Source organism: Streptomyces sp. NPDC046727 (assembly GCF_040645635.1).
Classification (GTDB): Bacteria; Actinomycetota; Actinomycetes; order Streptomycetales; family Streptomycetaceae; genus Streptomyces.
On sequence record NZ_JBEYYR010000063.1, the window covers coordinates 1 to 26,758 of the forward strand.

The following is a 26,758-nucleotide window of genomic DNA, read 5'->3' on the forward strand; positions in this document are numbered from 1 at the left end:
CTCGGCGAAGTCGGACAGCATCGGCTCCATCAACGCCGAGTGGAACGCGTGAGAGACGGTGAGCCGCTTGACCCGGCGGCCCTGCTCGCGCAGCTGCTCCGCAACCGCGCCAACAGCCGCCTCTTCGCCGGACAGGACCACCGAACCCGGAGCGTTCACCGCAGCCAAGTCCACGCCATCACCGAGGTGTTCAGCGACCTCTGCCTCGGTCGCGGCGACGGCCACCATCGCACCGCCCGACGGCAACGCCTGCATCAACCGGCCGCGTGCCGCCACCAGCGCCGCCGCATCCTCCAGCGACAGCACACCCGCCACATGAGCCGCCACCACCTCGCCAATGGAGTGCCCGGCCACCACATCCGGCCGCACACCCCACGACTCCACCAGCCGGAACAACGCCGACTCCACCGCGAACAGCCCCGCCTGCGTGAACACCGTCTGGTCCAGCAGACCCTCACCAGCCCCGAAGATCACATCCTTCACCGAGTGATCCAAATGGGCGTCCAGCGCCGCACACGCCTCATCCAACGCCCGCGCGAACACCGGAAACCGCTCGTACAACTCCCGGCCCATACCCACGCGTTGCGAGCCCTGACCCGGGAACACGAACACCGTCTTGCCGTCGGTGGCCGAGCCCGTGATCAGCGAAGAGGCCGTCGTCTCGCCGTCGGCCAGTGCCCGCAGGCCGGTCAGGGCCTCGTCCCGCGAGCCGGCGAGGAGCACGGCCCGCTCGGGGTGGGCCGCGCGTCGGGCGACCAGCGCTCCGACGACGACCGGCAGCGGGGTGTCGGTGCCGGCGACGAAGTCCGCCAGGCGTTCGGCCTGTCCGGCGAGGGCGCCGGTGGTCCGGGCCGACACCACGACCGGCAGCGGGCCGTCGGCCGCGGCCACCGGCTCGGTGCCGGGCTCCTCGGGGGCCTGCTCCAGGATCACGTGCGCGTTGGTGCCGCTGACGCCGAACCCGGAGACGCCGACGCGGCGCGGCCGGTCCAGGTGCGGCCACGCGCGGGACTCCGTGAGCAGCCGTACGGCCCCCGCGTCCCAGTCGACGCGGGGGGACGGTTCGTCGACGTGCAGGGTGGCCGGGAGCACACCATGGCGCAGGGCCTGGATCATCTTGATGACGCCGGCGACACCGGCAGCGGCCTGGGTGTGCCCGATGTTCGACTTCAACGAGCCGAGCCACAAGGGCTGTTCACGGTCCTGGCCGTAGGTCGCGATGAGCGCCTGTGCCTCGATCGGGTCGCCGAGGACGGTACCCGTGCCGTGGCCCTCCACCGCGTCCACGTCCGCCGGCGTCAGACCCGCGCTGGCGAGCGCCTTGCGGATCACCCGCTGCTGCGAGGGGCCGTTCGGGGCGGTCAGGCCGTTCGACGCGCCGTCCTGGTTGACCGCCGTACCGCGCACGACGGCCAGCACCCGGTGGCCCTTGCGCCGGGCCTCCGAGAGGCGTTCGAGTACGACGACACCCGCGCCCTCGGCCCAGCCGGTGCCGTCGGCGGCCGACGCGTAGGCCTTGCAGCGGCCGTCGGCGGCGAGGCCGCGCTGCCGGGAGAAGTCGATGAACAGGCCGGGTGTGGCCATGACGGTGGCACCGCCCGCCAGGGCCATCGTGCACTCTCCCCGGCGCAGCGCCTGCACGGCGAGGTGGATGGCGACCAGGGAGGACGAGCAGGCGGTGTCGAGCGTGACCGCGGGGCCTTCGAAGCCGAAGACGTAGGAGACGCGGCCGGAGGCCACGCTGGCGGCGGCGCCGGTGCCGGTGAAGCCCTCCAGTTCGGGCGGGACGCTGCCGCCGGCGAAGTAGTCGACGCCCATGATGCCGTTGAAGACGCCGACGTCGGTGCCCTTCAACGACAGGGGGTCGATACCGGCGCGCTCCAGCGCCTCCCACGATGTTTCCAGCAGCAGCCGCTGCTGCGGGTCCATCGCCAGCGCCTCACGCGGCGAGATCCCGAAGAAGGCCGCGTCGAACCGGCCGGCGCCCCGCAGGAAGCCGCCCTGGTCGACGTACGAGGTGCCGGTCTTCTCGGGGTCGGCGTCCAGCAGGGTGTCGAGGTCCCAGCCGCGGTCGTCCGGGAAGCCCGACACGCCGTCCCGTCCCTCGGCGACCAGCTCCCACAGGTCCTCGGGGGTGTTGACTCCGCCGGGCAGCCGGCACGCCATGCCGACGATCGCGATCGGCTCGCGTGAGGCGCCCAGCAGCTGCTGGTTGCGCTTCTTCAGCGTGCCGACCTCTTCCAGCGACTTCCGCAGCGCCTCGACAAGCTTCTCGTAGGAAGCACTCACGTTCCCTGCCCCAATCAGTCGTGTGCCGCGTCAGCTTTCGAGGGACTCGCTGTCGCCGAGCGCGAGGTGTACGAGGTCGTCGACGTCCAGGTCGGCCAGCGCACCCCGCGCGGTGTCCGGTTCGTCGGGCGCGGGTGCGCCGGGTTCCAGGGCGGCCAGCTCGACCAGCGCCTCCAGCAGGCCGGCCTCCCGGAACCGCTCCAGCGGGAGGGCGAGCAGCGCGTGGCGCAGCCGTTCCTCGTCCGCCTCCGCCGGCGGTCGCTGCCCGGCGGTGCCCTCCGGGTCGAGTTCGCCGTGCAGATGGCGGGCCAGGGCGAGCGGCGTCGGGTAGTCGAAGACCACGGTGGCGGAGAGGTTGACGCCGGTCGCGGCGCGCAGCCGGTTGCGCAGCTCCACGGAGGTGAGGGAGTCGAACCCGGCGTCCTTGAACGCCGTCTCGGCACCGACACCGTCCGCTCCGGCGTGGCCCAGCACTGCGGCCACATGCCCGCGGACGACGTCCAGCAGCACGGCCTCCTGCCGCTCGCGGTCCAGTCCGGCGAGCCGGCGCAGCAGGCCGTCCCCGCCGTCGCCCGCGGCGGCCCGCGCCGACTGCCGGCCGGCGCGGACGAGTTGCCGCAGCAGCGGCGGCACACCCGTGCCGGTGGCCGCCTCGGCGCGTACGGCCCTGAGGTCCAGCTTGACCGGGACGAGCAGCGTGTCGTCGCCGGCCAGGGCGGTGTCGAAGAGGGCCATGCCCTCCTGCGGGGCGAGCGGCAGGATGCCACCGCGCCGGCTGCTCCGGGTGCGGGCCGCCGCTTCCGCGCCTGCGGTCATGCCGGTGGTCTGCTCCCAGGGTCCCCAGGCCAGGGACAGCGCGGGCAGGCCGGCCGCCCGGCGCCGGGCCATCGCGGCGTCCAGCCAGGCGTTGGCCGCCGCGTAGTTGCCCTGGCCGGCCGAGCCGAACAGCCCGGAGGCGGAGGAGAACACGGCGAACGTCGTCAGGTCCAGGCCGCGGGTCAGCTCGTCCAGGTGGTGTACGGCCGTGACCTTCGGCGCGAACACGTGGTCCAGGCGCTCCCGGTCGAGTGTGCCGATCACACCGTCGTCCAGGACGCCCGCGGTGTGCAGGACGGCGGTCAGCGGGTGAGCGTCGGGTACGGAGTCCAGCAGGGCCGCGACCGCCTCGCGGTCGGCGATGTCGCAGGCGGCCACCTGTACGGTCGTCGCGCCGAGCCCCGTCAGCTCGGCCACCAGCTCCCGCGCGCCCTCGGCGTCCGGCCCGCGCCGGCTGGCCAGCACCAGGTGCCGTACGCCGTGCCGCTCGACCAGGTGCCGGGCCAGCAGGGCGCCCAGCGAGCCGGTGCCGCCGGTGACGAGGACGGTGCCATCCGGGTCCCAGCCCGCGCGCTCCGCCGCGGGGGCGGCCCGTACCAGGCGAGGGGCGCGGACGGCCGTGCCGCGCAGCGCGAGCTGCGGTTCGCCGGCCGCCAGGGCGGTCGTGAGGAGGTCGGACGCGTCGGCGTCGCGCGGGGTGTCGGTGTCGAGCAGGACGATCCGGTCGGGGTTCTCCGCCTGGGCGGCCCGGACGAGCCCCCACACGGCCGCCCCCGCCGGGTCGGTCAGGGTCTCCTCGCCGGCGGCGGGCACCGCACCCCGGGTCACGACCACGAGCCGGGAGTCCCCGAGCCGCTCGTCGGCCAGCCACGCCCGCAGGACGTCCAGCACCCGGGTGGTGCGCTCCAGGGGGTCGTCTGCCGGGCCGTCGGCCGGTACGACCAGCACCTCCGGCACGGTGTCCGCGGCGACCGCACCGGCGAGATCGGCGGCGGTGGCGACCCGCGCCCAGGCCGGCGCCGGGACGCCCGCACGGGCGGGCACGGGCAGGTCGGTCCACTCCACACGGAACAGGGCGTCCGCGCCGGACGCCCCGGCCGCGGCCTCCAGCTGCTCCGCGCTGACCGCGCGGAACACCAGGGACTCGGTCTTCAGCACCGGCTCGCCGGTCTCGTCGGCGGCCAGTACCGAGACCGCGTCGGGCCCGGACGGCGCCACCCGCACGCGCAGCGCGGAGGCGCCGGCCGCGTGCAGCGCCAGCCGGTTCCAGGCGAACGGCAGGACCGTACGCGGTCCCTCACCGGGAGCGGGAGGGTCGGCCGGGGCGACGAATCCGTTGGCGTGCAGGGCGGCGTCCAGCAGGGCGGGGTGCAGGCCGAACCGGGCCGCTTCCTCCCGCTGCCCGTCCGGCAGGGCGACCTCGGCGTACACCTCGTCACCGCGCCGCCAGACCGCCCGCAGGCCCTGGAACACCGGGCCGTAGGTGTACCCCTTCTCGATGAGACCGGAGTAGAAGGCGTCGACGTCCACCTCGACGCGCTCGGCGCCGGCCGGCGGCCAGACGGTGAAGTCGAAGGAGCCGACGGCCGCGGTGCCGGTGGGGGTGAGCGTGCCGGTGGCGTGCCGGGTCCAGGCCTCGGCGCCGATCTCACCGGCCGTGTCCTCCCGGGCCGAGTAGACCGACACCGGCCGCAGCCCGTTGTCGTCCGGCCCGCCGACGGAGACCTGGACCCGGACACCGCCCTGCTCGGGCACGACCAGCGGAGCCTCGATCACCAGCTCGTCCACGACCCCGCAGCCGACCTCGTCACCGGCCCGTACGGCCAGCTCGACGAGCCCGGTGCCGGGGACCAGGACGACTCCGCCGACGGCGTGGTCGGCCAGCCAGGGATGGGTGCGCAGGGAGAGCCGCGAGGTGCAGAGGACACCACCGGTCTCCGGCACCTCCACCACGGCGCCCAGCAGCGGGTGATCGGCCGTGCTCTGGCCGAGGGCGACCGCGTCGGTGGCGGGGGCCGTCCGCAGCCAGTAGTGGCGGTGGTCGAAGGCGTACGTCGGCAGGTCCACGTGGAACTCGGTGGCCCCCTTCGGGAGCGCTGCCGCCCAGTCCACCTTTGCTCCGCGTACGAACAGCTCGGCGACGGCCAGCAGGAGGGTCCGCACCTCACCACGGTCGTCCCGGAGGGCCGGGACGCTCACCGCGTACTCACCGGCCGACTCCGCAATCGCGCCCGTCAGGGCACCACCGGGGCCGAGTTCGAGGAAGACGGCGCCGTCCGTGGCTGCGATCCCGTCGGCGAAGCGGACCGGGCGGCGGACGTGGTCCACCCAGTACGCCGGATCCGTCAGCTGACCCGGCTCAGCCGGCTTTCCGGTCACGTTCGATATGATGGGGAGGGTCGGCTCGTTCCAGGTCAGGCCGGACAGGGCCTCGGCGAAGTCGGACAGCATCGGCTCCATCAACGCCGAGTGGAAGGCGTGGGAGACGGTGAGCCGCTTGACCCGGCGGCCCTGCTCGCGGAGCTGCTCTGCAACAGCCAGGACTGCGGCTTCCTCGCCGGACAGGACCACCGAACCCGGAGCGTTCACCGCAGCCAAGTCCACGCCGTCACCGAGGTGTTCGGCGATCTCCGCCTCGGTCGCGGCGACGGCCACCATCGCACCGCCCGACGGCAGCGCCTGCATCAACCGGCCGCGTGCCGCCACCAGCGCCGCCGCGTCCTCCAGCGACAGCACACCAGCCACATGAGCCGCCACCACCTCGCCGATGGAGTGCCCGGCCACCACATCCGGCCGCACACCCCACGACTCCACCAGCCGGAACAACGCCGACTCCACGGCGAACAGCCCCGCCTGCGTGAACACCGTCTGATCGAGCAGATTCTCACCAGCCCCGAAGATCACATCCTTCACGGAGTGATCCAAATGAGCGTCCAGCGCCGCGCACGCCTCATCCAACGCCCGCGCGAACATCGGAAACCGCTCGTACAACTCCCGGCCCATACCCACGCGTTGCGAGCCCTGACCCGGGAACACGAACACCGTCTTGCCGTCGGTAGCCGAGCCCGTGACCACCATCGGCGAGGCATCACCCGCGGCGAGCGCCTCCAGCCCGGCCACCGCCTCCTCCCGCGCCTCGGCGACGACCACGGCCCGCTCGGACAGCACCGCCCGTCGGGACACCAGCGCCCCCGCGACAGCCGCCAGCGGCGCCTCCGTCTCACCGACGAACCCGGCCAGCCGCCCCGCCTGCCCGGCAAGGGCGCCGGTGCTGCGCGACGAGACGATCAGCGGCACCACGCCATCGGCCGGGGCAGCCGGCTCGGGAGCGGGCTCCTCCGGCGCCTGCTCCAGGATCACGTGCGCGTTCGTGCCGCTGACACCGAATCCGGAGACGCCGACCCGGCGTGGCCGGTCCAGGTCCGGCCACTCACGGGACTCCGTCAGCAGCTCCACCGCTCCGACCGACCAGTCGACCTGGGACGTCGGCGCGTCGACGTGCAGGGTGGCGGGGAGCACGCCGTGCTGCATGGCCTGGACCATCTTGATCACGCCGGCCACGCCCGCGGCCATCTGTGTGTGCCCGATGTTGGACTTCAACGAGCCGAGCCACAGCGGCTGTTCGCGGTCCTTGCCGTAGGTCGCGAGCAGGGCCTGCGCCTCGATCGGGTCGCCGAGGACCGTGCCCGTGCCATGGCCCTCCACCGCGTCCACCTCCGCCGGCGTCAGACCGGCATTCGCGAGCGCCTTGCGGATCACCCGCTGCTGCGAGGGGCCGTTCGGGGCGGTCAGGCCGTTCGACGCGCCGTCCTGGTTGACCGCGCTGCCCCGGATCACCGCCAGCACCCGGTGGCCCTTGCGCCGCGCCTCCGACAGACGCTCCAGGACGACCACACCCGCGCCCTCCGCCCAGCCCGTGCCGTCGGCCGCATCCGCGTACGACTTGCAGCGGCCGTCCGAAGCCAGCCCCCGCTGCCGCGAGAACTCGACGAAGGTGCCCGGGGTGGCCATGACGGTCGCGCCGCCGGCGAGGGCCATCGAGCACTCGCCGCCCCGCAGGGCCTGGGCGGCCAGGTGCATGGCGACCAGGGAGGAGGAGCAGGCCGTGTCGACGGTCACGGCGGGGCCCTCGAAGCCGAACACGTAGGCGACGCGCCCGGAGGCGACGCTGCCCATGCCTCCGGTGCCGGTGAAGCCCTCCAGTTCGGGCGGCACCGGGCCTGAAGTGCCGTAGCCCTGGCCCATCAGGCCGGAGAACACGCCGACGTCGCTGCCCTTGAGCGAGGTCGGGTCGATGCCGGCCCGCTCCAGCGCCTCCCACGAGGTCTCCAGCAGCAGCCGTTGCTGCGGGTCCATCGCCAGCGCCTCGCGGGGCGAGATGCCGAAGAAGGCCGCGTCGAACAGTGCCGCGTCGTAGAGGAAGCCTCCCTGGCTCACGTACGACGTGCCGGTCCGGTCGGGGTCGTCGCTGAAGAAGCCGCTCAGGTCCCAGCCGCGGTCGTCGGGGAAGCCGGACATCGCGTCCCGGCCCTCGAACACCAACCGCCAGAGCTCTTCCGGGCTGTTGACACCGCCGGGCAGCCGGCACGCCATGCCGACGATCGCGATCGGCTCGTCCGGGTCGGCGAGCGTGACGGTCATCTCCCGCGCCGGGACGATCGCCGCCGTCTCGCCCAGCTCGCCGTGCAGATGGCGGGCTAGGGAGAGGGGGTTCGGGTGGTCGAAGACGACGGTGGCGGCCAGTTTGAGGCCGGTCGCCTCGCGGAGGCGGTTGCGCAGCTCGACCGAGGTGAGCGAGTCGAACCCGGAATCGCGGAACGCCGTGTCCTGCTTGATGGCCTCGGGGCCGGCGTGGCCGAGCACGGTCGCCGCGTGCGTGCGGACCAGGTCCAGCAGCAGCGCCTCCTGCTCGGCCGGGGCGAGTCCGGCCAGCCGGTCGGCCAGGCCGCCGCCGTTGTCGCCGGTCGCCGCGCGCACGGTCTGCCGGCCGGTGCGCACCAGGCCGCGCAGGAGGGTGGGGACGGCCCGGCCGGCGCCTGCGTCGGTGCGGAGCCGGCGCAGGTCCAGTTTCGCGGGGACGAGCAGTGCCTCACCCGTGCGCAGGGCACCGTCGAACAGCTCCATGCCCTCGTCGGGGCCCATCGGGAGCACGCCGCCTCGCCGGTTCATCCGGCTGCGGGTGAGGTCGTCCATACCGGCTGCCATACCGCCGGTGGCCTGGTCCCACAGACCCCAGGCGAGCGAGGTGGCGGGCAGGCCCGCGGCCCGGCGCTGCTGGGCCACCGCGTCCAGGAAGGCGTTGGCCGCGGCGTAGCTGCCGGTGCCCGCGCCGAGGAAGACGGAGGAGACGGAGGAGAACACGACGAACGCGGCCAGCTCCGGGGCGAGTTCGCGCGTCAGTGCGTCCAGGTGCCGGACCGCGGTCACCTTCGGCGCGAAGACCTGCGCCACCTGCTCGGGCCGGATCGTGCCGATCACTCCGGCGTCGGCGATGCCCGCGGTGTGCACGACCGCCGTGAGCGGGCGTCCGCCTCGGCGTGCCTCGGCCAGCAGGGCGGCGACCGCGTCGCGGTCCGTGACGTCGCAGGCCGCCACCGTGACCTCGGCGGCGCCGAGCTCGGTCAGCTCGGCCACCAACTCGGCGGCCCCTGCGGCGGCCTGGCCACGGCGACTGGCCAGGACGAGGTGGCGTATGCCGTGCCGGGAGACCAGGTGCCGGGCCAGCAGTCCGCCGAGCGAGCCGGTACCACCGGTAATGAGGACGGTGCCCTCCGGGTCCAGTGTCACGGGCTTCGCCGCCGCGGTCTGGCCGGTGCCGGCGGGGGTGGCGCGGGCGAGTCGGGGGATCGTCAACGTCTCGCCGCGAAGGGCGAGTTCGGGCTCCGTGTCGGTCAGTGCCCGACCCAGGGCACGGTCCAGGGCGGTGCCGGCCGGAAGGCCCGCTTCGAGGTCGACAGCGGGGTCGAGGTCGAGCAGCACGATCCGGTCGGGGTTCTCGGACTGGGCGGCCCGGATCAGGCCCCAGACCGCGCCGCCCGCGGTGTCGGTCACCGCTCCGTCGGCGCCGGCCGGTACGGCGCCCTGGGTGGCCACGACCAGCCGGGTCGGCTCCAGCGCGGGGGCGGCCAGCCAGGTCTGCACGGCCGCCAGCACCCGGTTCGTCAGGGCCAGCGCGGGGTCGTCCGCGTCCTGGTCGTGGGCGGCGACGGCCTCCAGCACGATCAGTGCCGGGATGCTCGCGGCGTCCTCCGCCAGTGCGGTGACGTCGGCGGCGGAGCGCACGGTGGCCCAGGACGGCGGCTCGTCCGGCGCCGGATCGACTCCCGGCAGCGCGGTCCACTCGACGCGGAACAGCGAGTCGTCGCTCGCGGTGCCCGCGGCGCTCTCCAACTGCTCGGCGGACAACGGCCGTAGCTCCGCGGACTCGGCCCGCAGCACCAGCCCGCCGGCCTGGTCGGCCGCCTCCAGCGCGAGGGCGTCCCGGCCGTGCGGCGTGATCCGTACGCGCAGCGCCGTCGCACCGACGGCATGCAGCGCGAGACCCTGCCAGGTCAGGTACTGCCACACCCGGGACCCGCCGTCGGCCACCGCCGCGTCCAGCAGCGCCGGATGCAGGGCGGCGTCCAGGAGCGCCGGGTGGAGCCCGAACCGTCCGGCCTCCTCGCGTTCGTCCTCGGGTACGGCGACCTCGGCGAGGATCTCGTCACCCAGCCGCCAGAGTCCGCGTACGGCCCGGAACAGGGGCCCGTGCTCATAGCCGCGCCGGACCAGACCGGCGTACAGCGCCTCCACGTCGACGCGCTGGGCGCCGGCCGGCGGCCAGGTGCCGAAGTCGCCGCGCGGGCTCTCGCCCGGCTTGGGCGTCGCCGTCAGGACGCCGGTCGCGTGCCGGACCCATGCCTCGGCCCCGCTCACCTCGGTGGCGTCCTCGCGCGTCGCGTACACGGTGACCGTACGGCAGCCGCTCTCGTCCGCACCGCCGACCGCGACCTGGACCCGCACCCCGCCCTGCTCCGGCAGCACCAGCGGGGCGGTGACGGCGAGTTCGTCGACGGTCCCGCAGCCGACCTCGTCACCGGCCCGGACGGCCAGTTCGACCAGGGCCGCGGCGGGGACGAGGACCACTCCGCCGACGGTGTGGTCCGCCAGCCAGGGGTGGGTACGCAGGGACAGCCGGGAGGTGCACAACACCCCGCCGGTCTCCGGCACTTCCACCACAGCACCGATCAGCGGGTGGTCCGTGGGCGCCTGCCCGAGGGCAGTGGCGTCGGTCGCACCGTTCAGCCGGAGCCAGTAGTGGCGGTGGTCGAAGGCGTACGTCGGCAACTCCACATGGGTGTCGCCGGCGCCCTCGGGCAGGACACCGGTCCAGTCGACCGGCACGCCCCGGACGAACACCTCGGCCATCGACGTCAACAACCGCCGCAAGCCGCCCTCTTCACGACGCAGAGAGCCACCGACCACGGCCTCGGACTCCGCCTCGTCCACGATCTCACTGATCGGCTGCACCAGAACCGGGTGAGCACTGGACTCCACGAACACCGTGTGACCCTCGGAGAGGAGGGTGGCAACAGCCGGGCCGAAGCGGACCTGCCCCCGCAGGTTCCGATACCAGTACCCACCATCGAGTACACCCGCCTCACGCACCCACCCACCGGTCACCGTCGAGAAGAACGGCACCACCGGAGCCTGGCTACGGACGTCGGCGAACGCCTCACCCAACGCCCCTTCGACCGCCTCCACATGGCGGGTGTGGGAGGCGTAATCCACCGCCACCCGGCGCACCCTGACCCCGTCCGCCTCCAGCACGGCCAGCGCCTCGTCCAACGCCTCCGCATCACCGGCGATCACCACCGAGGAAGGACTGTTGACGGCCGCGACCTCAACCCGCCCATCCCAGACGGCGATTCGGGCAGCCGCCTCGGCCTCGGGAAGCGCCACGGACGCCATACCGCCCCGGCCCGCCAGCTCACCGGCGATCACCTGGCTCCGCACGGCGACGATCCGCGCCGCGTCCTCCAGCGACAACGCACCAGCCACGCACGCAGCCGCGATCTCACCCTGCGAGTGACCGACCACCGCATCCGGCACCACACCGACCGACGCCCACACCGCCGCCAGACCGACCATCACCGCGAAACTCGCCGGCTGCACGACGTCGACCCGCGCCAGCAGATCGACATCACCCCGCAGCACAGCCCCCAAGTCCCAGTCCACCCACGGCTCCAACGCCCGGGCACACTCCCCGATCCGCTCCGCGAACACCGGCGAGGACTCCAACAGCTCCCCGCCCATCCCCAGCCACTGCGAACCCTGACCGGGAAACACCAGGACCGTCCGACCGATCGCCCCCACACCCCCGGTCACCACCGCGGGACCGCTCTCCCCGCCCGCCAGCGCCGTCAGACCCGACACAGCCTCCGCACGCGAACCGGCGACCACCACAGCCCGCTCGGACAGCAGGGCCCGCTGGGAGACGAGCGCGGCCGCGATCCGGGGCAGCGGTGTGTCGGTGGCGTCGGCGAACGCGGCCAGGCGGGTGGCCTGGCCCGTCAGCGCTCCTTCGGAGGACGCCGACACCACCAGCGGAACCACGCCGTCGACCGGCGTCACCGGCTCTGTGGCCGGTTCCTCCGGGGGCTCTTCCAGGATCAGGTGGGCGTTGGTGCCGCTGACGCCGAAGGAGGAGACGCCGGCCCGGCGGGGGCGGCCGGTCGGGGGCCACTCCCGCTCCTCGGTCAGCAGCTCGACGGCGCCGGCCGACCAGTCGACCTCGGAGGAGGGTGTGTCGACGTGCAGCGTGGCGGGCAGTACCCCGTGCCGCATCGCCTGGACCATCTTGATCACACCGGCGACCCCGGCGGCGGCCTGTGTGTGCCCGATGTTGGACTTCAACGAGCCCAGCCACAGCGGCCGTTCGCGATCCTGGCCGTAGGTGGCGAGGAGCGCCTGGGCCTCGATCGGGTCGCCGAGGACCGTGCCCGTGCCGTGGCCCTCGACCACGTCCACGTCGGCGGGGGTCAGCCCCGCCTCGGCCAGCGCCTTGCGGATCACCCGCTGCTGCGAGGGGCCGTTCGGGGCGGTCAGCCCGTTCGACGCGCCGTCCTGGTTGACTGCGGACGCGCGGACGACGGCCAGTACCCGGTGGCCGTTGCGGCGGGCGTCGGACAGGCGTTCCAGGACGACCACACCCGCGCCCTCGGCCCAGCCGGTGCCGTCGGCGGCGTCGGCGTACGACTTGCAGCGGCCGTCCGCGGCCAGCGCCCGCTGCCGCGAGAACTGCATGAACATGCCCGGCCCGGCCATGACGGTGGCGCCGCCGGCCAGGGCCATGGAGCACTCCCCGCGGCGCAGGGCCTGTCCGGCCAGGTGCATGGCGACCAGGGAGGAGGAGCAGGCGGTGTCCACGGTGACGGCGGGGCCTTCGAGGCCGAAGACGTACGAGATGCGGCCCGAGGCCACGCTTCCGGTGGTGCCGGTGCCGGTGAAGCCCTCCAGCTCCGGTGGCACCGGGCCGCCGGTCGCGTAGCCCTCGTTGATGACGCCCACGAAGACGCCGACGTCGGAGCCCTTGAGCGTCAGCGCGTCGATGCCGGCCCGCTCCAGCGCCTCCCACGACATTTCGAGGAGCAGCCGCTGCTGCGGGTCCATGGCGAGGGCTTCACGCGGCGAGATCCCGAAGAGACCCGCGTCGAACAGGCCCGCCTCGTGCAGGAAGCCGCCCTGGTCGACGTAGGACGTGCCCGTCTTGTCGGGGTCGGCGTCGAACAGTTCCTCCAGGTCCCAGCCCCGGTCGGTCGGGAATTCCGAGATGCCGTCCCCGCGTTCGCGGACGAGCCGCCACAGGTCGTCAGGGCCGGTCACTCCGCCGGGCAGCCGGCACGCCATGCCCACGATCGCGATCGGCTCCGCCTTCTCGGCCTCAAGTTCACGGACGCGTTGCTGGGAGCGGCGCGCGTCGGCGAGAACGCGCTTGAGGTAGTCGCGAAGCTTGCTTTCATCCGCCATTGCGGGTCAGCTCCTAGTGGGGCTAAGGCGTCAGGTGGGCTGCGGGGCGGGCGTGGCCGTCGGGGTCGGTCGAGGTGCTGGATGGTGGCGCGGGCCGCCCGGCCCGTGGGTGGTCGGGCGGCCCGGCTGGTGGCTAGTGGCCGAATTCGGTGTCGATGAGTTCGAAGAGTTCGTCGTCGGAGGCGGAGTCGAAGTCGAGTCCCTCCTCGGCGTCCTGTTCGGCGGCGTTCGCCGTGGACCAGGTGGTCAGCAGGCCCTGGAGCCGGGTGGCGACCTGGGTGCGGGTGGCGTCGTCGGCGGCGGTGTCGGCCAACAGCGCCTCCAGCTTGCTGAGTTCGGCGAGCAGGGGGTGGGTGGCCGGGGTGGCCTCGTCGCCCGGGGCCAGCCGGTCGTGCAGGTAGCGGGCCAGGGCGAGGGGGGTCGGGTAGTCGAAGACGGCGGTGGCGGGCAGGTTGAGGCCGGTGGCCTCGCGGAGCCGGTTGCGCAGTTCGACGGAGGTGAGGGAGTCGAAGCCCGCGTCCTTGAACGCCGTTTCGGCCCTGACCTGGTCCGCGCCGGTGTGACCGAGGACGGTCGCCACCTGGCCCTGGACCAGCTGCAGCAGCAGTGTCTCCCGCTCGGCCGGGGACAGCGCGGCCAGTCGGCGGGCGAGTCCGCCGGAGTCCCCGGCGCCGGCCCGGGCGGCCTTGCGTCCGGTCCGCACCAGGCCCCGGAACAGGGGCGCCACTCCCCCGCCCAGCGCGGCGTCGGCGCGGAGCGCCCGCAAGTCCAGTTTGACGGGCACCACCAGCGCTTCATCGGCCTGCAGGGCCGCGTCGAGCAGTTCCATCCCCTCCGCGGGCGTGAGCGGTACGACGCCCCCGCGCCGGCCGGTCCGGTTCCGTGCCGCCTCACCGGTGGCCGTGTCCTGGCCGCCGGCCGGCTCCCAGAGGCCCCAGGCCAGCGAGACGGCGGGCAGACCGGCCGCCCGGCGCCGGTGGGCCACCGCGTCGAGATAGGCGTTGGCCGCCGCGTAGCCGCCGGTGCCCGCGCCCAGGAAGACGGATGCAGCGGAGGACAGCAGGATGAACGCGGCCAGGTTCGGGGCGAGTTCCCGGGTCAGCTCGTCCAGGTGCCGTACACCGGTGACCTTCGGGGCGAAGACCCGGGCCATCCGGTCCTGGTCGACCTCGCCGATGACACCGGCGTCGAAGACACGTGCCGCGTGGACGACACCGGTCAGCGGGTGGGCGTCCGGTACGGCGGCCAGGAGCGCGGCGACCGCGTCCCGGTCGGTGACGTCGCACGCCACCACGGATGCCTCGGCGCCCAGTTCCCCGAGTTCGGCGACGAGCCGGTCCGCGCCCTCGGCCTCGGGACCACGCCGGCCCGCCAGCACGAGGCGGCGTACACCGTGCCGCTCGACCAGGTGCCGGGCGACCTCGGCGCCCAGGGCCCCGGTACCGCCGGTGATCAGCACCGTGCCCTCCGGGTCCAGCACCGGCGCCTCGGCCCCGGCCGGCGCCGGCCGGGCCAGACGGGGCACGTACAGCGCCCCGTCGCGGACCGCCACCTGCGGCTCACCGGTCGCCAGCACGGCACCCAGATCATCAGTGCCGATGCCGATGCCGATGCCGATGCCGGTACCGGTACCGGTGCCGGTGTCGGCGTCGGTCTCCGTGTCGACGAGGACGATCCGGTCGGGGTTCTCCGCCTGCGCGGCGCGCACCAGACCCCAGACGGCCGCACCACCCGGATCGGTGACCGCCGCGTCACCACCGGCCGGCACCGCACCCTGGGTCACCACGACCAGCCGACTGTCCTCGTCGGTCTCGTCCGCGAGCCACTCCTGTACGGCGCCCAGCACCCGGCCGACCAGTGCCTCCGGCGTGTCATGGTCCGCGCCGGAACGAGCCTCGACCACCGTCACCGCAGGCACCTCACCCACGGTGGGCACGGGAGGCAACGCGCTCCACTCCACCCGGAACAGCGAGTCGCCCGCACCGGTGCCCGCCGTCGCCGCCAGCTGCTCGGCCGGGACCGGTCGCAGCGTGACGGCCTCCGCGGTCAGGACCGCGCCACCGGCCTCGTCGGCGGCCTGGACCACCAGGGTGTCGGAGGCGGACCGGGCCAAGCGCACGCGCAGCGCGGTGCCGCCCTCAGCGTGCAACGTCAGCCCGCGCCAGTCCAGCGGCTGCCAGACCTGGGCACCGTCGGCCGCCACGGCATCCAGCAGCGCCGGGTGCAGGGCCGCTTCCAGGAGTGCCGGGTGGATGCCGAACCGGGCCGCCGCGTCCCGCTGCCCGTCCGGCAGCGCGACCTCGGCGAACAGTTCGTCGCCGCGCCGCCACAGCGCCCGCAGGCCCTGGAAGACCGGGCCGTACTCGTGGCCGTTGCGGAGCAGGCGTTCGTCCGCTCCGGAGAGGTCCTCGGCCTGCGCGCCGGCCGGCGGCCAGGCGGTGAAGTCGAAGGTGTCGGTCGTGGGGCCCGTACCGGTGAGGCTGCCGGTGGCGTGCCGGGTCCACGCGTCGGTACCGATCTCGCCGACGGCGTCCTCCCGCGCGGAGTGAACGGCCACCGGACGGCGGCCCTCCGCGTCAGGAGCCTCCACCGTGACCTGCACCCGCACACCTCCCTGCTCCGGCACGACCAGCGGAGCCTCGATCACCAGCTCGTCCACGACCCCGCAGCCGACCTCGTCACCGGCCCGGACGGCCAGTTCGACCAACCCGGAACCGGGCACGACGACCACTCCTCCCAGGGTGTGATCGGCCAGCCAGGGGTGCGTGCGCAGGGACAGCCGGGACGTGAAGACCAGCCCGTCCGACTGGGGCAGCTGGACCACCGCGCCGAGGAGCGGGTGATCGGCCGTGCTCTGGCCGAGGGCGACCGCGTCGGTGGCGGGGGCCGTCCGCAGCCAGTAGTGGCGGTGGTCGAAGGCGTACGTCGGCAGGTCCACGTGGGCCTCCGTGGCCCCCTTCGGGAGCGCTGCCGCCCAGTCCACCTTGGCGCCGCGTACGAACAGCTCGGCTACGGCCAGCAGGAGCGTCCGCACCTCACCGCGCTCGTCGCGCAGGGCCGGGACACTCACCGCGTCCTCGCTCGCCGACTCCGCTATCGCGCCGGTCAGGGCTGCGCCAGGGCCCAGCTCCACGAACAACGACCCACCCGAGGCACCGATCCCCTCGGCGAAGCGGACCGGGCGGCGGACGTGGTCCACCCAGTAGGCGGGCTCGCTGAGTTGGCCCGGCTCCGCCAGCCGACCCGTCACGTTCGATATGACGGGCAGGGTCGGCTCGTTCCAGGTCAGCCCCGACAGCGCCTCGGCGAAGTCGGACAGCATCGGCTCCATCAACGCCGAGTGGAACGCGTGGGAGACGGTGAGCCGCTTGACCCGGCGGCCCTGCTCGCGCAGCTGCTCTGCCACCGCCAGGACTGCGGCTTCCTCCCCGGACAGGACGACCGAACCCGGAGCGTTCACCGCAGCCAAGTCCACACCGCCACCGAGGTGTTCGGCGATCTCCGCCTCGGTGGCGGCGACGGCCACCATCGCGCCGCCCGACGGAAGGGCCTGCATCAACCGGCCGCGTGCCGCCACCAGCGCCGCCGCGTCCTCCAGCGACAGCACACCAGCCACATGAGCCGCGACGACCTCGCCGATGGAGTGCCCGGCCACCACATCCGGCCGCACACCCCACGACTCCACCAGCCGGAACAACGCCGACTCCACCGCGAACAGCCCCGCCTGCGTGAACACCGTCTGGTCGAGCAGATTCTCACCAGCCCCGAAGATCACATCCTTCACCGAGTGATCCAGATGGGCGTCCAGTGCAGCGCACGCCTCGTCCAAGGTGCGCGCGAAGACCGGGTATCGGTGGTACAACTCCCGGCCCATGCCCACGCGTTGCGACCCTTGCCCCGGGAACACGAACACCGTCTTGCCGTCGGTAGCCGAGCCCGTGACCACGATCGGCGACGACTCACCAGCAGCGAGCGCCTCCAGCCCGGCCACCGCCTCCTCCCGCGCCTCGGCGACGACCACGGCCCGCTCGGACAGCACCGCCCGCCGGGACACCAGCGCCCCCGCGACAGCCGCCAGCGGCGCATCCGTCTCCCCGACGAACCCGGCCAGCCGCCCCGCCTGCCCGGCAAGGGCGCCGGTGCTGCGCGACGAGACGATCAGCGGCACCACGCCATCGGCCAGGGCAACCTGCTCCACAGGCGACTCCTCCGGCGCCTGCTCCAGGATCAGGTGCGCGTTCGTGCCGCTGAGACCGAAGGAGGAGACGCCGACCCGGCGGGGACGCCCGGTCTCGGGCCAGTCGCGTGCTTCGGTGAGCAGTTCGACCGCTCCGGAAGTCCAGTCCACCTTGGACGACGGCGCGTCCACGTGGAGCGTGGGCGGCAGAACGCCGTGCTGCATGGCTTCGACCATCTTGATCACGCCGGCCACGCCGGAGGCGGCCTGGGTGTGACCGATGTTCGACTTCAACGAGCCGAGCCACAGCGGCTGTTCGCGGTCCTTGCCGTAGGTCGCGAGCAGGGCCTGCGCCTCGATCGGGTCGCCGAGGACCGTGCCCGTGCCATGGCCCTCCACCGCGTCCACCTCCGCCGGCGTCAGACCGGCATTCGCGAGCGCCTTGCGGATCACCCGCTGCTGCGAGGGGCCGTTCGGGGCGGTCAGGCCGTTCGACGCGCCGTCCTGGTTCACGGCGCTGCCCCGCACCACCGCCAGCACCCGATGGCCCTTGCGCCGCGCCTCCGACAGACGCTCCAGGACGACCACACCCGCGCCCTCCGCCCAGCCCGTGCCGTCGGCCGCATCCGCGTACGACTTGCAGCGGCCGTCCGAAGCCAGCCCCCGCTGCCGCGAGAACTGGACGAAGGCGCCGGGGCTGGACATGACGGCCGCACCGCTGGCCAGGGCGAGGGAGCACTCGCCGCCCCGCAGGGCCTGGGCCGCGAGGTGCATGGCGACCAGGGAGGAGGAGCAGGCCGTGTCGACGGTCACCGCCGGGCCCTCGAAGCCGAAGACGTACGACACCCGGCCCGAGGCCACACTGCTGCCGGCGCCGGTGGTGACGAATCCCTCCAGTTCGGCGGGGATTTCGCCGCCGGAGCCGTAGCCCTGGCCCATCAGGCCGGAGAACACGCCGACGTCCGTGCCCTTCAGTGAAAGAGGGTCGATGCCGGCCCGCTCCAGCGCCTCCCACGAGGTCTCCAGCAGCAGCCGCTGCTGCGGGTCCATCGCCAGCGCCTCACGCGGCGAGATCCCCCAGAAGCCCGCGTCGAACAAGCCGGCCTCGTGCAGGAAGCCGCCCTGGTCGACGTAGGACGTGCCGGCCTTGTCGGGGTCGGAGTCGAACAGGCCCTCCAGGTCCCAGCCGCGGTCGTCGGGGAAGCCGGACATCGCGTCCCGGCCCTCGAACACCAACCGCCAGAGCTCTTCCGGGCTGTTGACACCGCCGGGCAGCCGGCACGCCATGCCGACGATCGCGATCGGCTCGTCCGGGTCGGCGAGCGTGACGGTCATCTCCCGCGCCGGGACGATCGCCGCCGTCTCCCCCAGCTCGCCGTGCAGATGGCGGGCCAGGGCGAGGGGCGTCGGGTGGTCGAAGACGACGGTGGCGGGAAGTTTGAGGCCGGTCGCCTCGCGGAGGCGGTTGCGCAGCTCGACCGAGGTGAGCGAGTCGAACCCGGAGTCCCGGAACGCGGTGTCCTGCTTGACGCCCTCGGGGCCGGCGTGACCGAGCACGGTCGCCGCGTGCGTGCGGACCAGGTCCAGCAGCAACGCCTCCTGCTCCGCCGCGTCCAACCCGGCCAGTCGACGGGTGAGTTCACCGGTGCCGTCGGTGGCGGCGGCTGCCCGTGCGACCTGCCGGGTGACCTTGACCAGGCCCCGCAGCAGGGGCTGTACGCCCCGCCCGGCCGCGGCGTCGGCGCGCATCGCCCGCAGGTCCAGCTTGATCGGGACGAGCAGGGGGTCGCCGGTGCGCAGTGCCGCGTCGAACAGGTCCATGCCCTCGTCCGCGGCGATGGTCTGGCTGCGGCTCCGGCTCACCCGGGCCTGGTCGGCGGTGTCGAGGTGGGCGGTCATGCCGGTGGCCTGCTCCCACAGGCCCCAGGCCAGCGAGACACCCGGCAGCCCGGCGGAGCGGCGGCGCTGTACGACGGCGTCCAGATAGGCGTTCGCCGCCGCGTAGTTGCCCTGCCCGGCCGAGCCGAACACCCCTGCCGCCGACGAGAACACCACGAACGCTCCCAGTTCCGGGGCGAGTTCGCGGGTCAGCTCGTCCAGGTGCGTGACCGCGGGCACCTTAGGGGCGAACACGCCCGTCAGCCGCTCGGGGGTCAGCGCGCCGATCACGCCGTCGTCCAGGACGCCGGCCGTGTGCACCACAGCGGAGAGGGGGCGCTCGGCCGGCATCGAGCCCAGCAGTTCCGCCACGGCTGCCCGGTCGGAGACGTCGCAGGCCGCCAGGGACACCGACTCGGCGCCCAGTTGGGACAGTTCGGCCGCCAGCTCCGCCGCGCCGTCGGCCGCCGAGCCCCGCCGGCTGACCAGGACGAGGTGCCGTACGCCGTACCGCTGAACGAGGTGCCGCGCCACCAGCGCACCCAGCACACCGGTACCGCCCGTGATCAGTACCGACCCCGCCGGGTCGAAGCGCGGGTCCACGGCGGGGTCCTGGACGGCGGGCGCGGTCGCGCGGGCGATCCTGGGCGCGTACAGCCGGGTACCGCGGACGGCGACCTGGGGTTCGCCGGTGGCCAGTACGGCGGTGAGCAGCGGCTCGACGTCCGTGCCGGCGGGGGTGTCCGTGTCGAGCAGGACGATCCGGTCGGGGTTCTCCGCCTGGGCGACGCGGACCAGACCCCAGACGGCCGCGGCAGCCGGATCGGTCACGGTCCGCTCGCCGTCGGCGGGTACCGCGCCACGGGTGACGACGACCAGCTGGGCCGCCTCCAGGCCGGGGGCGGCCAGCCACGCCTGGACGATCTCCAGGACGCGGCTGGTCAGGGCCAGTGCCGCCGCGTCGTCCGTGCCGTCCGGCACCTCGGTGCGGCCGGCTTCCAGGACGACGACCGGGGGCACACCGGAGCCGTCGGTCAGCGCCGCCACATGGGCCGGCTCGGTGATCGGCACCCAGGCGGGCGGCAGCTCCAGGCCCGGCTCGGTGGTGCCGGGCAGCTCCGTCCACTCGACGCGGAACAGGGAGTGCCGGCTGTCATCGGCCGCCGCGCCCAGCTGGTCGGCGGACACGGCACGGGAGACCAGCGACCGCAGGGTGAGCACCGGGGCGCCGGTCTCGTCCGCCGCTTCCAGGGCCAGGGCGTCGGGCGCGGACCGGGTCAGGCGGACGCGCAGCACCGAGGCACCGGCCGCGTGCAGGCGCAGCCCGTTCCAGCCGAACGGGAGGTGGACGCCGTTGCCGTCGTCGGTCCGGTTCTCGCCCTCGGGGTCGGCGAGCGCCACATCCAGCATCGCGGGGTGCAGCGCGGCGTCGAGCAGGGCCGGGTGGATGCCGAACCGGGCGGCAGCGGCGCGCTGGTCCTCGGGCAGTGCGACCTCGGCGAAGAGGTCGTCGCCGCGCCGCCACAGGGCCCGTACGCCCTGGAAGACCGGCCCGTAGCCGTAACCGGCCGCGGCCAGCAGCTCATAGCCGCCGGAGACGTCCACCTGCCGCGCGCCGGTGGGCGGCCACACGGCGAGGTCGGCGACCGGCTGGGCCGCGTCGGTCGGCGCCGGCGCGGTGAGCGTGCCGGTGGCGTGCCGGGTCCAGGCCTCGATGCCGGCGTCACCGGTGGCGTCCTCGGGTGCCGAGTAGACGGCGACCGTGCGGGAGCCCGTCTCCTCGGGGCCGCCGACGGCGACCTGGACCCGGACCCCGCCCTGGTCCGGCAGCGCCAGCGGGGCCTCGATGACGAGTTCTTCGAGGACTCCGCAGCCCACTTCGTCACCGGCCCGCACGGCCAGTTCCACCAGCCCGGTACCGGGGACGAGCACCGCCCCGCCGACCGCGTGGTCCGCCAGCCAGGGTTGTGTACGCAGGGACAGTCGCGTCGTGCACAACACCCCGCCGGTCTCCGGTACTTCGACCACCGCGCCGAGCAGAGGGTGGTCGGCGCCCGCCTGCCCGAGGGAGGACGCGTCCGCCGCGGGAGCGGTCTTCAGCCAGTAGTGGCGGTGGTCGAAGGCGTACGTCGGCAACTCCACCTGCGCGGCATCGGCGCCCTCGGGCAGGACACCGGTCCAGTCGACCGGCACGCCCCGGACGAACACCTCGGCCATCGACATCAACAACCGCCGCAGACCGCCCTCTTCACGACGCAGAGAGCCACCGACCACGGCCTCGGACTCCACCTCGTCCACGATCTCACTGATCGGCTGCACCAGAACCGGGTGAGCACTGGACTCCACGAACACCGTGTGACCCTCGCAGAGGAGGGTGGCAACAGCCGGGCCGAAGCGGACCTGCCCACGCAGGTTCCGATACCAGTACCCGCCATCGAGCACACCCGCCTCACGGATCCATTCACCCGTGACCGTCGAGAAGAACGGCACCACCGGAGCCTGGCTACGGATGCCGGCGAACGCCTCACCCAACGCCCCCTCGATCGCCTCGACATGGCGGGTGTGGGAGGCGTAATCCACCGCCACCCGGCGCACGCGCACGCCGTCCGCCTCCAGCACGGCCAGCGCCTCATCCAGCGCCTCCGCATCACCGGCGATCACCACCGAGGAAGGACTGTTGACCGCCGCGACCTCAACCCGCCCATCCCACTGGGCGATTCGCTCGGCCACCTCGGCCTCCGCCAGCCCGACCGAAGCCATACCACCCCGGCCCGCCAGCTCACCGGCGATCACCCGACTGCGCACGGCCACGATCCGCGCCGCATCCTCCAGCGACAACGCCCCCGACACACACGCAGCAGCGATCTCACCCTGCGAGTGACCGACCACCGCATCCGGCACCACACCCACCGACGCCCACACCGCCGCCAAACCGACCATCACCGCGAAACTCGCCGGCTGCACCACGTCCACCCGCGCCAGCAGATCGACATCACCGCGCAGCACAGCCCCCAAGTCCCAGTCCACCCACGGCTCCAACGCCCGGGCACACTCCCCGATCCGCTCCGCGAACACCGGCGAGGACTCCAACAGCTCCCGGCCCATCCCCAGCCACTGCGAACCCTGACCCGGGAACACCAGGACCGTCCGACCGATCGCCCCCACACCCCCGGTCACCACCGCAGGGCCGCTCTCCCCGCTCGCCAGCGCCGTCAGACCCGACACAGCCTCCGCACGCGAACCGGCGACCACCACAGCCCGCTCGGACAGCACCGCCCGCCGTGCCGCCAACGCCCCCGCGACCTCCGCAAGCGGCACGTCCGCGTCATCGACGAACGCTGCCAGCCGCTCGGCCTGGCCCGCCAGCGAGCCCTCCGACGCGGCCGACACCACGAACGGCAGCACATCGCCGGCCGGCGCGACCGGCTCCGCGTGCGGCTCCTCCGGTGCCTGCTCGAAGATGAGGTGGGCGTTCGTACCGCTCAGGCCGAAGGAGGAGACGCCGACCCGGCGCGGGCGGCCGGTCTCCGGCCACTCGCGGGCCTCCGTGAGCAGTTCGACGGCGCCGGCCGACCAGTCGACCTGCGGGGTCGGCTCCGCCACGTGCAGGGTCGGGGGCAGGACGCCGTGGCGCAGCGCCTCCACCATCTTGATGACACCGGCGACACCGGCGGCGGCCTGGGTGTGGCCGATGTTGGACTTCACCGAGCCGAGCCACAGGGGCTCTTCGCGGTCGCGTCCGTACGTCGCCAGCAGTGCCTGCGCCTCGATCGGGTCGCCGAGCGCCGTGCCCGTACCGTGTGCCTCCACGGCGTCCACGTCCGTGCCGGTCAGCCCGGCCACGGCCAGCGCCCGGCGGATCACCCGCTGCTGGGAGGGGCCGTTCGGGGCGGTCAGACCGTTGGAGGCGCCGTCCTGGTTGATCGCGCTGCCGCGCAGTACGGCGAGGACGCGGTGGCCCTTGCGGCGTGCCTCCGAGAGGCGTTCCAGGACGACCACGCCGACGCCCTCGGCCCAGCCGGTGCCGTCGGCGGTCGAGGAGAAGGCCTTGCAGCGGCCGTCGGGGGCGAGAGCCCGCTGCCGAGAGAACTCCACGAAGGTGCCCGGGGTGGCCATGATGGTCGCGCCGCCGGCGAGGGCGAGGGAGCACTCGCCCTGCCGCAGGGCCTGGGCGGCCAGGTGCATGGCGACCAGGGAGGAGGAGCAGGCCGTGTCGATGGTCACCGCGGGGCCCTCGAAGCCGAAGACGTACGACACCCGGCCCGAGGCCACGCTGACCGCGGAGCCGGTGGCCGTGAAGCCGCCCAGCTCGGGCGGGATGTCGCCGCCGATGCCGTAGCCCTGGGTCATGACGCCGGAGAAGACGCCGACGTCCGTGCCCTTGAGGGCGGACGGGTTCACGCCGGCCCGCTCCAGCGCTTCCCAGGAGGTTTCGAGGAGCAGGCGCTGCTGCGGGTCCATCGCCAGCGCCTCGCGCGGCGAGATCCCGAAGAAGCCCGCGTCGAACAGCCCGGCCTCGTGCAGGAAGCCGCCCTGGTCGACGTACGACGTGCCGATGTTCTCGGGGTCGGTGTCGAAGAGGTCGTCCACGTCCCAGCCTCGGTCGGCGGGGAATCCGGAGACGGCGTCACGGCCCTGGACCACCAACTGCCACAGCTCTTCGGGGCTGTTGACGCCGCCGGGCAGTCGGCAGGCCATGCCGACGATCGCGATCGGCTCGTCCGGGTCGGCCACGACGACGGCGGGGGCCGCCGCGCCGGTGACGTTGCCGCTGACTCCGTCCAGTTCGTCGCGGAGGAAGCGGGCGAGGGCGAGCGGGGTCGGGTAGTCGTAGACGAGGGTCGCGGGGAGGCTGAGCCGGGTGGCCTCGCGGAGCCGGTTGCGCAGCTGGACGGCGGTCAGGGAGTCGAAGCCCGCGTCCTTGAACGCCTTCTCGGCCTTCACCTTCTCGGGGCCGGCGTGCCCGAGCACGGTCGCGACGTGGGTGCGGACCAGGTCCAGGAGCAGGGCCTCCCGCTCGGCCGGGGTCAGGCCCGCGAGGCGGGCGGCCAGGCCGCTGCCGCGTCCGGCGGCGATGCGGGCGGCGGCGCGCCGGCTGTGCGGGATCAGCGTGCGCAGCAGCGACGGCATGTCGCCGCCGGCCGCGGCCTCGGCGCGGATGGCCCGCAGGTCCAGCTTGATGGGGACGAGAAGGGTCTCTCCGGTCGCCAGGGCCGCGTCGAAGAGGTCCAGGCCCTCGCCGGGGGTGATCGCCTGGAAGCCGCCGCGGTTCATGCGGGCCTGGTCGACGTCGTCCAGGTGGGCGGTCATGCCGGTGGCCTGCTCCCACAGGCCCCACGCCAGCGACACACCCGGCAGCCCGGCGGAGCGGCGGCGCTGTACGACGGCGTCCAGATAGGCGTTCGCCGCCGCGTAGTTGCCCTGCCCCGCCGAACCGAACACTCCGGCGGCCGACGAGAAGACCACGAACGCACCCAGTTCCGGGGCCAGTTCACGGGTCAGCTCGTCCAGGTGCGCGACCGCGCCGACCTTGGGCGCGAACACCCCGGCCAGCCGCTCGGGCGTCAGCGCGCCGATCACGCCGTCGTCCAGGACACCGGCCGTGTGCACCACACCCGACAGCGGGCGCTCCGCCGGCACCGAGCGCAGCAGCTCCGCCACCGCGGCCCGGTCGGACACGTCGCACGCCGTGACGGACACCGACTCCGCGCCCAGCCGGGACAGTTCGGCCGCCAGCTCCGCGGCACCCTCGGCCGCCGAGCCCCGCCGGCTGACCAGCATCAGGTGCCGTACGCCGTGCCGCTCCACCAGGTGGCGCGCCACCAGGGCGCCCAGGGCTCCGGTACCGCCCGTGACCAGCACCGACCCCCGCGGGTCGAAGGCCACCGGTGTGCCGGTGGGCTCGCGGCGGGTGAGGCGCGGTGCGGACAGGGTGGTGCCGCGGGCGGCCAGCTGCGGTTCGCCGGTCACGAGGGCGGCGGCGAGCAGGGGGCCGAAGGTCTCGTCGTCCAGCGGCTCGTCCGTGTCGAGCAGCACGATCCGGTCGGGGTTCTCCGCCTGGGCGACCCGGACCAGACCCCACACGGCCGCGGCCGCCGGATCGGTCACGGTCGTGTCCCCGCCCGCGGGCACGGCGCCCCGCGTGCGTACGACGAGTCGTGCTCCTTCGAGCCTGGGCTCGGCCAGCCACGCCTGGACGACGGCCAGTGCCCCGCTGGTCAGCGTGAGCGCCGCGGTGTCGTCCACGCCGTCCCCGACGCAGTCGAGCACGGCGGCGGCCGGCTGCTCCGCGCCGTCCGCCAGGTCCGTCACCCCGCTCGGCCCGGCCAGCGCGACCCACACCGGCACGGTCCCGGCCGCCCGGGGCGCGGGCAGCTCGGTCCACTCCACCTGGAACAGCGCGTCGCTCACGCCCGGGGTGGTGTCCGTGGTCGTCAGGCTGTCCGAAGGAACCGGCCGCAGGGTCACGGCGTCCGCCGTCAGGACCGGGCCACCGGTCTCGTCGGCGGCCTCGACCGACAGGACGCCCGAGGTGGACCGTACGAGCCGGGCGCGCAGCACCGTGGCGCCCGTGGCGTGCAGGACGACCCGGTGCCACTCCAGCGGCTGCCACACCTCGGTGCCGTCGCCGGCGGCGGCCTCCCGCACGGCGGGGTGCAGGACGGCGTCCAGCAGCGCCGGGTGGACGCCGTACCGGTCGGCCTCGCCCTGGTCCTCCTCGGCCAGCGCGGCCTCGGCGAACAGTTCGTCCCCGCGCCGCCACAGCCCGCGCAGCCCCTGGAAGAGCGGGCCGTAGGTGTGGCCGTGGGCGATCAGCTCGGCGTACAGGTCGTCCGTCTCCGCCCGCTGTGCTCCGGCCGGCGGCCAGGCAGTGAAGTCGAAGGAGCCGGTATCGGTCTCGCCGGCGGCCGGTGCGAGGATGCCGGTGGCGTGCCGGGTCCAGGTCACCGGCCCGCCCGCCACGGCGGAGTCGTCGGGGGCCGCGTACACCTCCACGCCGCGCGCGCCGGTCTCGTCCGGCCCGCCGACGGTGATCTGCACCCGTACGGCGCCCTGCTCCGGCACGACCAGCGGAGCTTCGACGACCAGCTCGTCCAGCACTCCGCAGCCGACCTCGTCACCGGCCCGGACGGCGAGTTCCACCAGCCCCGTGCCGGGGACCAGGACCATGCCCTGCATGGCGTGGTCGGCCAGCCAGGGGTGCGTGCGCAGGGACAGCCGGGACGTGAGGACAAGCCCGTCCGACTGCGGCAACTGGACCACCGCACCCAGCATCGGATGCCCGGCACCGGCCAGCCCCAAGGCCGCCGCGTCGATGACCGACTCCGACATCCGCAGCCAGTAGTGCTGGTGGTCGAAGGCGTACGTCGGCAGGTCCAGGTGGGTCGCGGTGGCGCCCTCGGGCAGGATGGCCGCCCAGTCCACCTTTGCTCCGCGTACGAACAGCTCGGCGACGGCCAGCAGCAGCGTCCGCACCTCACCACGCTCGTCGCGCAGGGCCGGGACACTCACCGCGTCCTCGCTCGCCGACTCCGCTATCGCACCGGTCAGCGCTCCACCGGGGCCCAGCTCCACGAACAACGACCCACC

General features: G+C 74.0%; 3 protein-coding genes. All 3 read right to left on the reverse strand.

From position 1 onward, the window contains the following. A partial coding sequence (locus ABZ937_RS41365) for a type I polyketide synthase (protein WP_361700453.1) occupies positions 1 to 2,289 on the reverse strand: 2,289 nt, incomplete at its 3' end. 30 nt (positions 2,290 to 2,319) lie between these two features. Next, on the reverse strand, positions 2,320 to 13,113 hold the full coding sequence (locus ABZ937_RS41370; RefSeq protein ID WP_361700455.1) for a type I polyketide synthase: 10,794 nt from the start codon (positions 13,111 to 13,113) through the stop codon (positions 2,320 to 2,322). A 133-nt stretch (positions 13,114 to 13,246) separates the two neighbouring features. Further along, positions 13,247 to 26,743 carry an SDR family NAD(P)-dependent oxidoreductase gene (locus ABZ937_RS41375; protein ID WP_361700458.1) on the reverse strand — a complete coding sequence of 4,499 codons (13,497 nt, stop codon included), beginning with the start codon at positions 26,741 to 26,743 and terminating at the stop codon, positions 13,247 to 13,249. Positions 26,744 to 26,758: the final 15 nt, after the last annotated feature.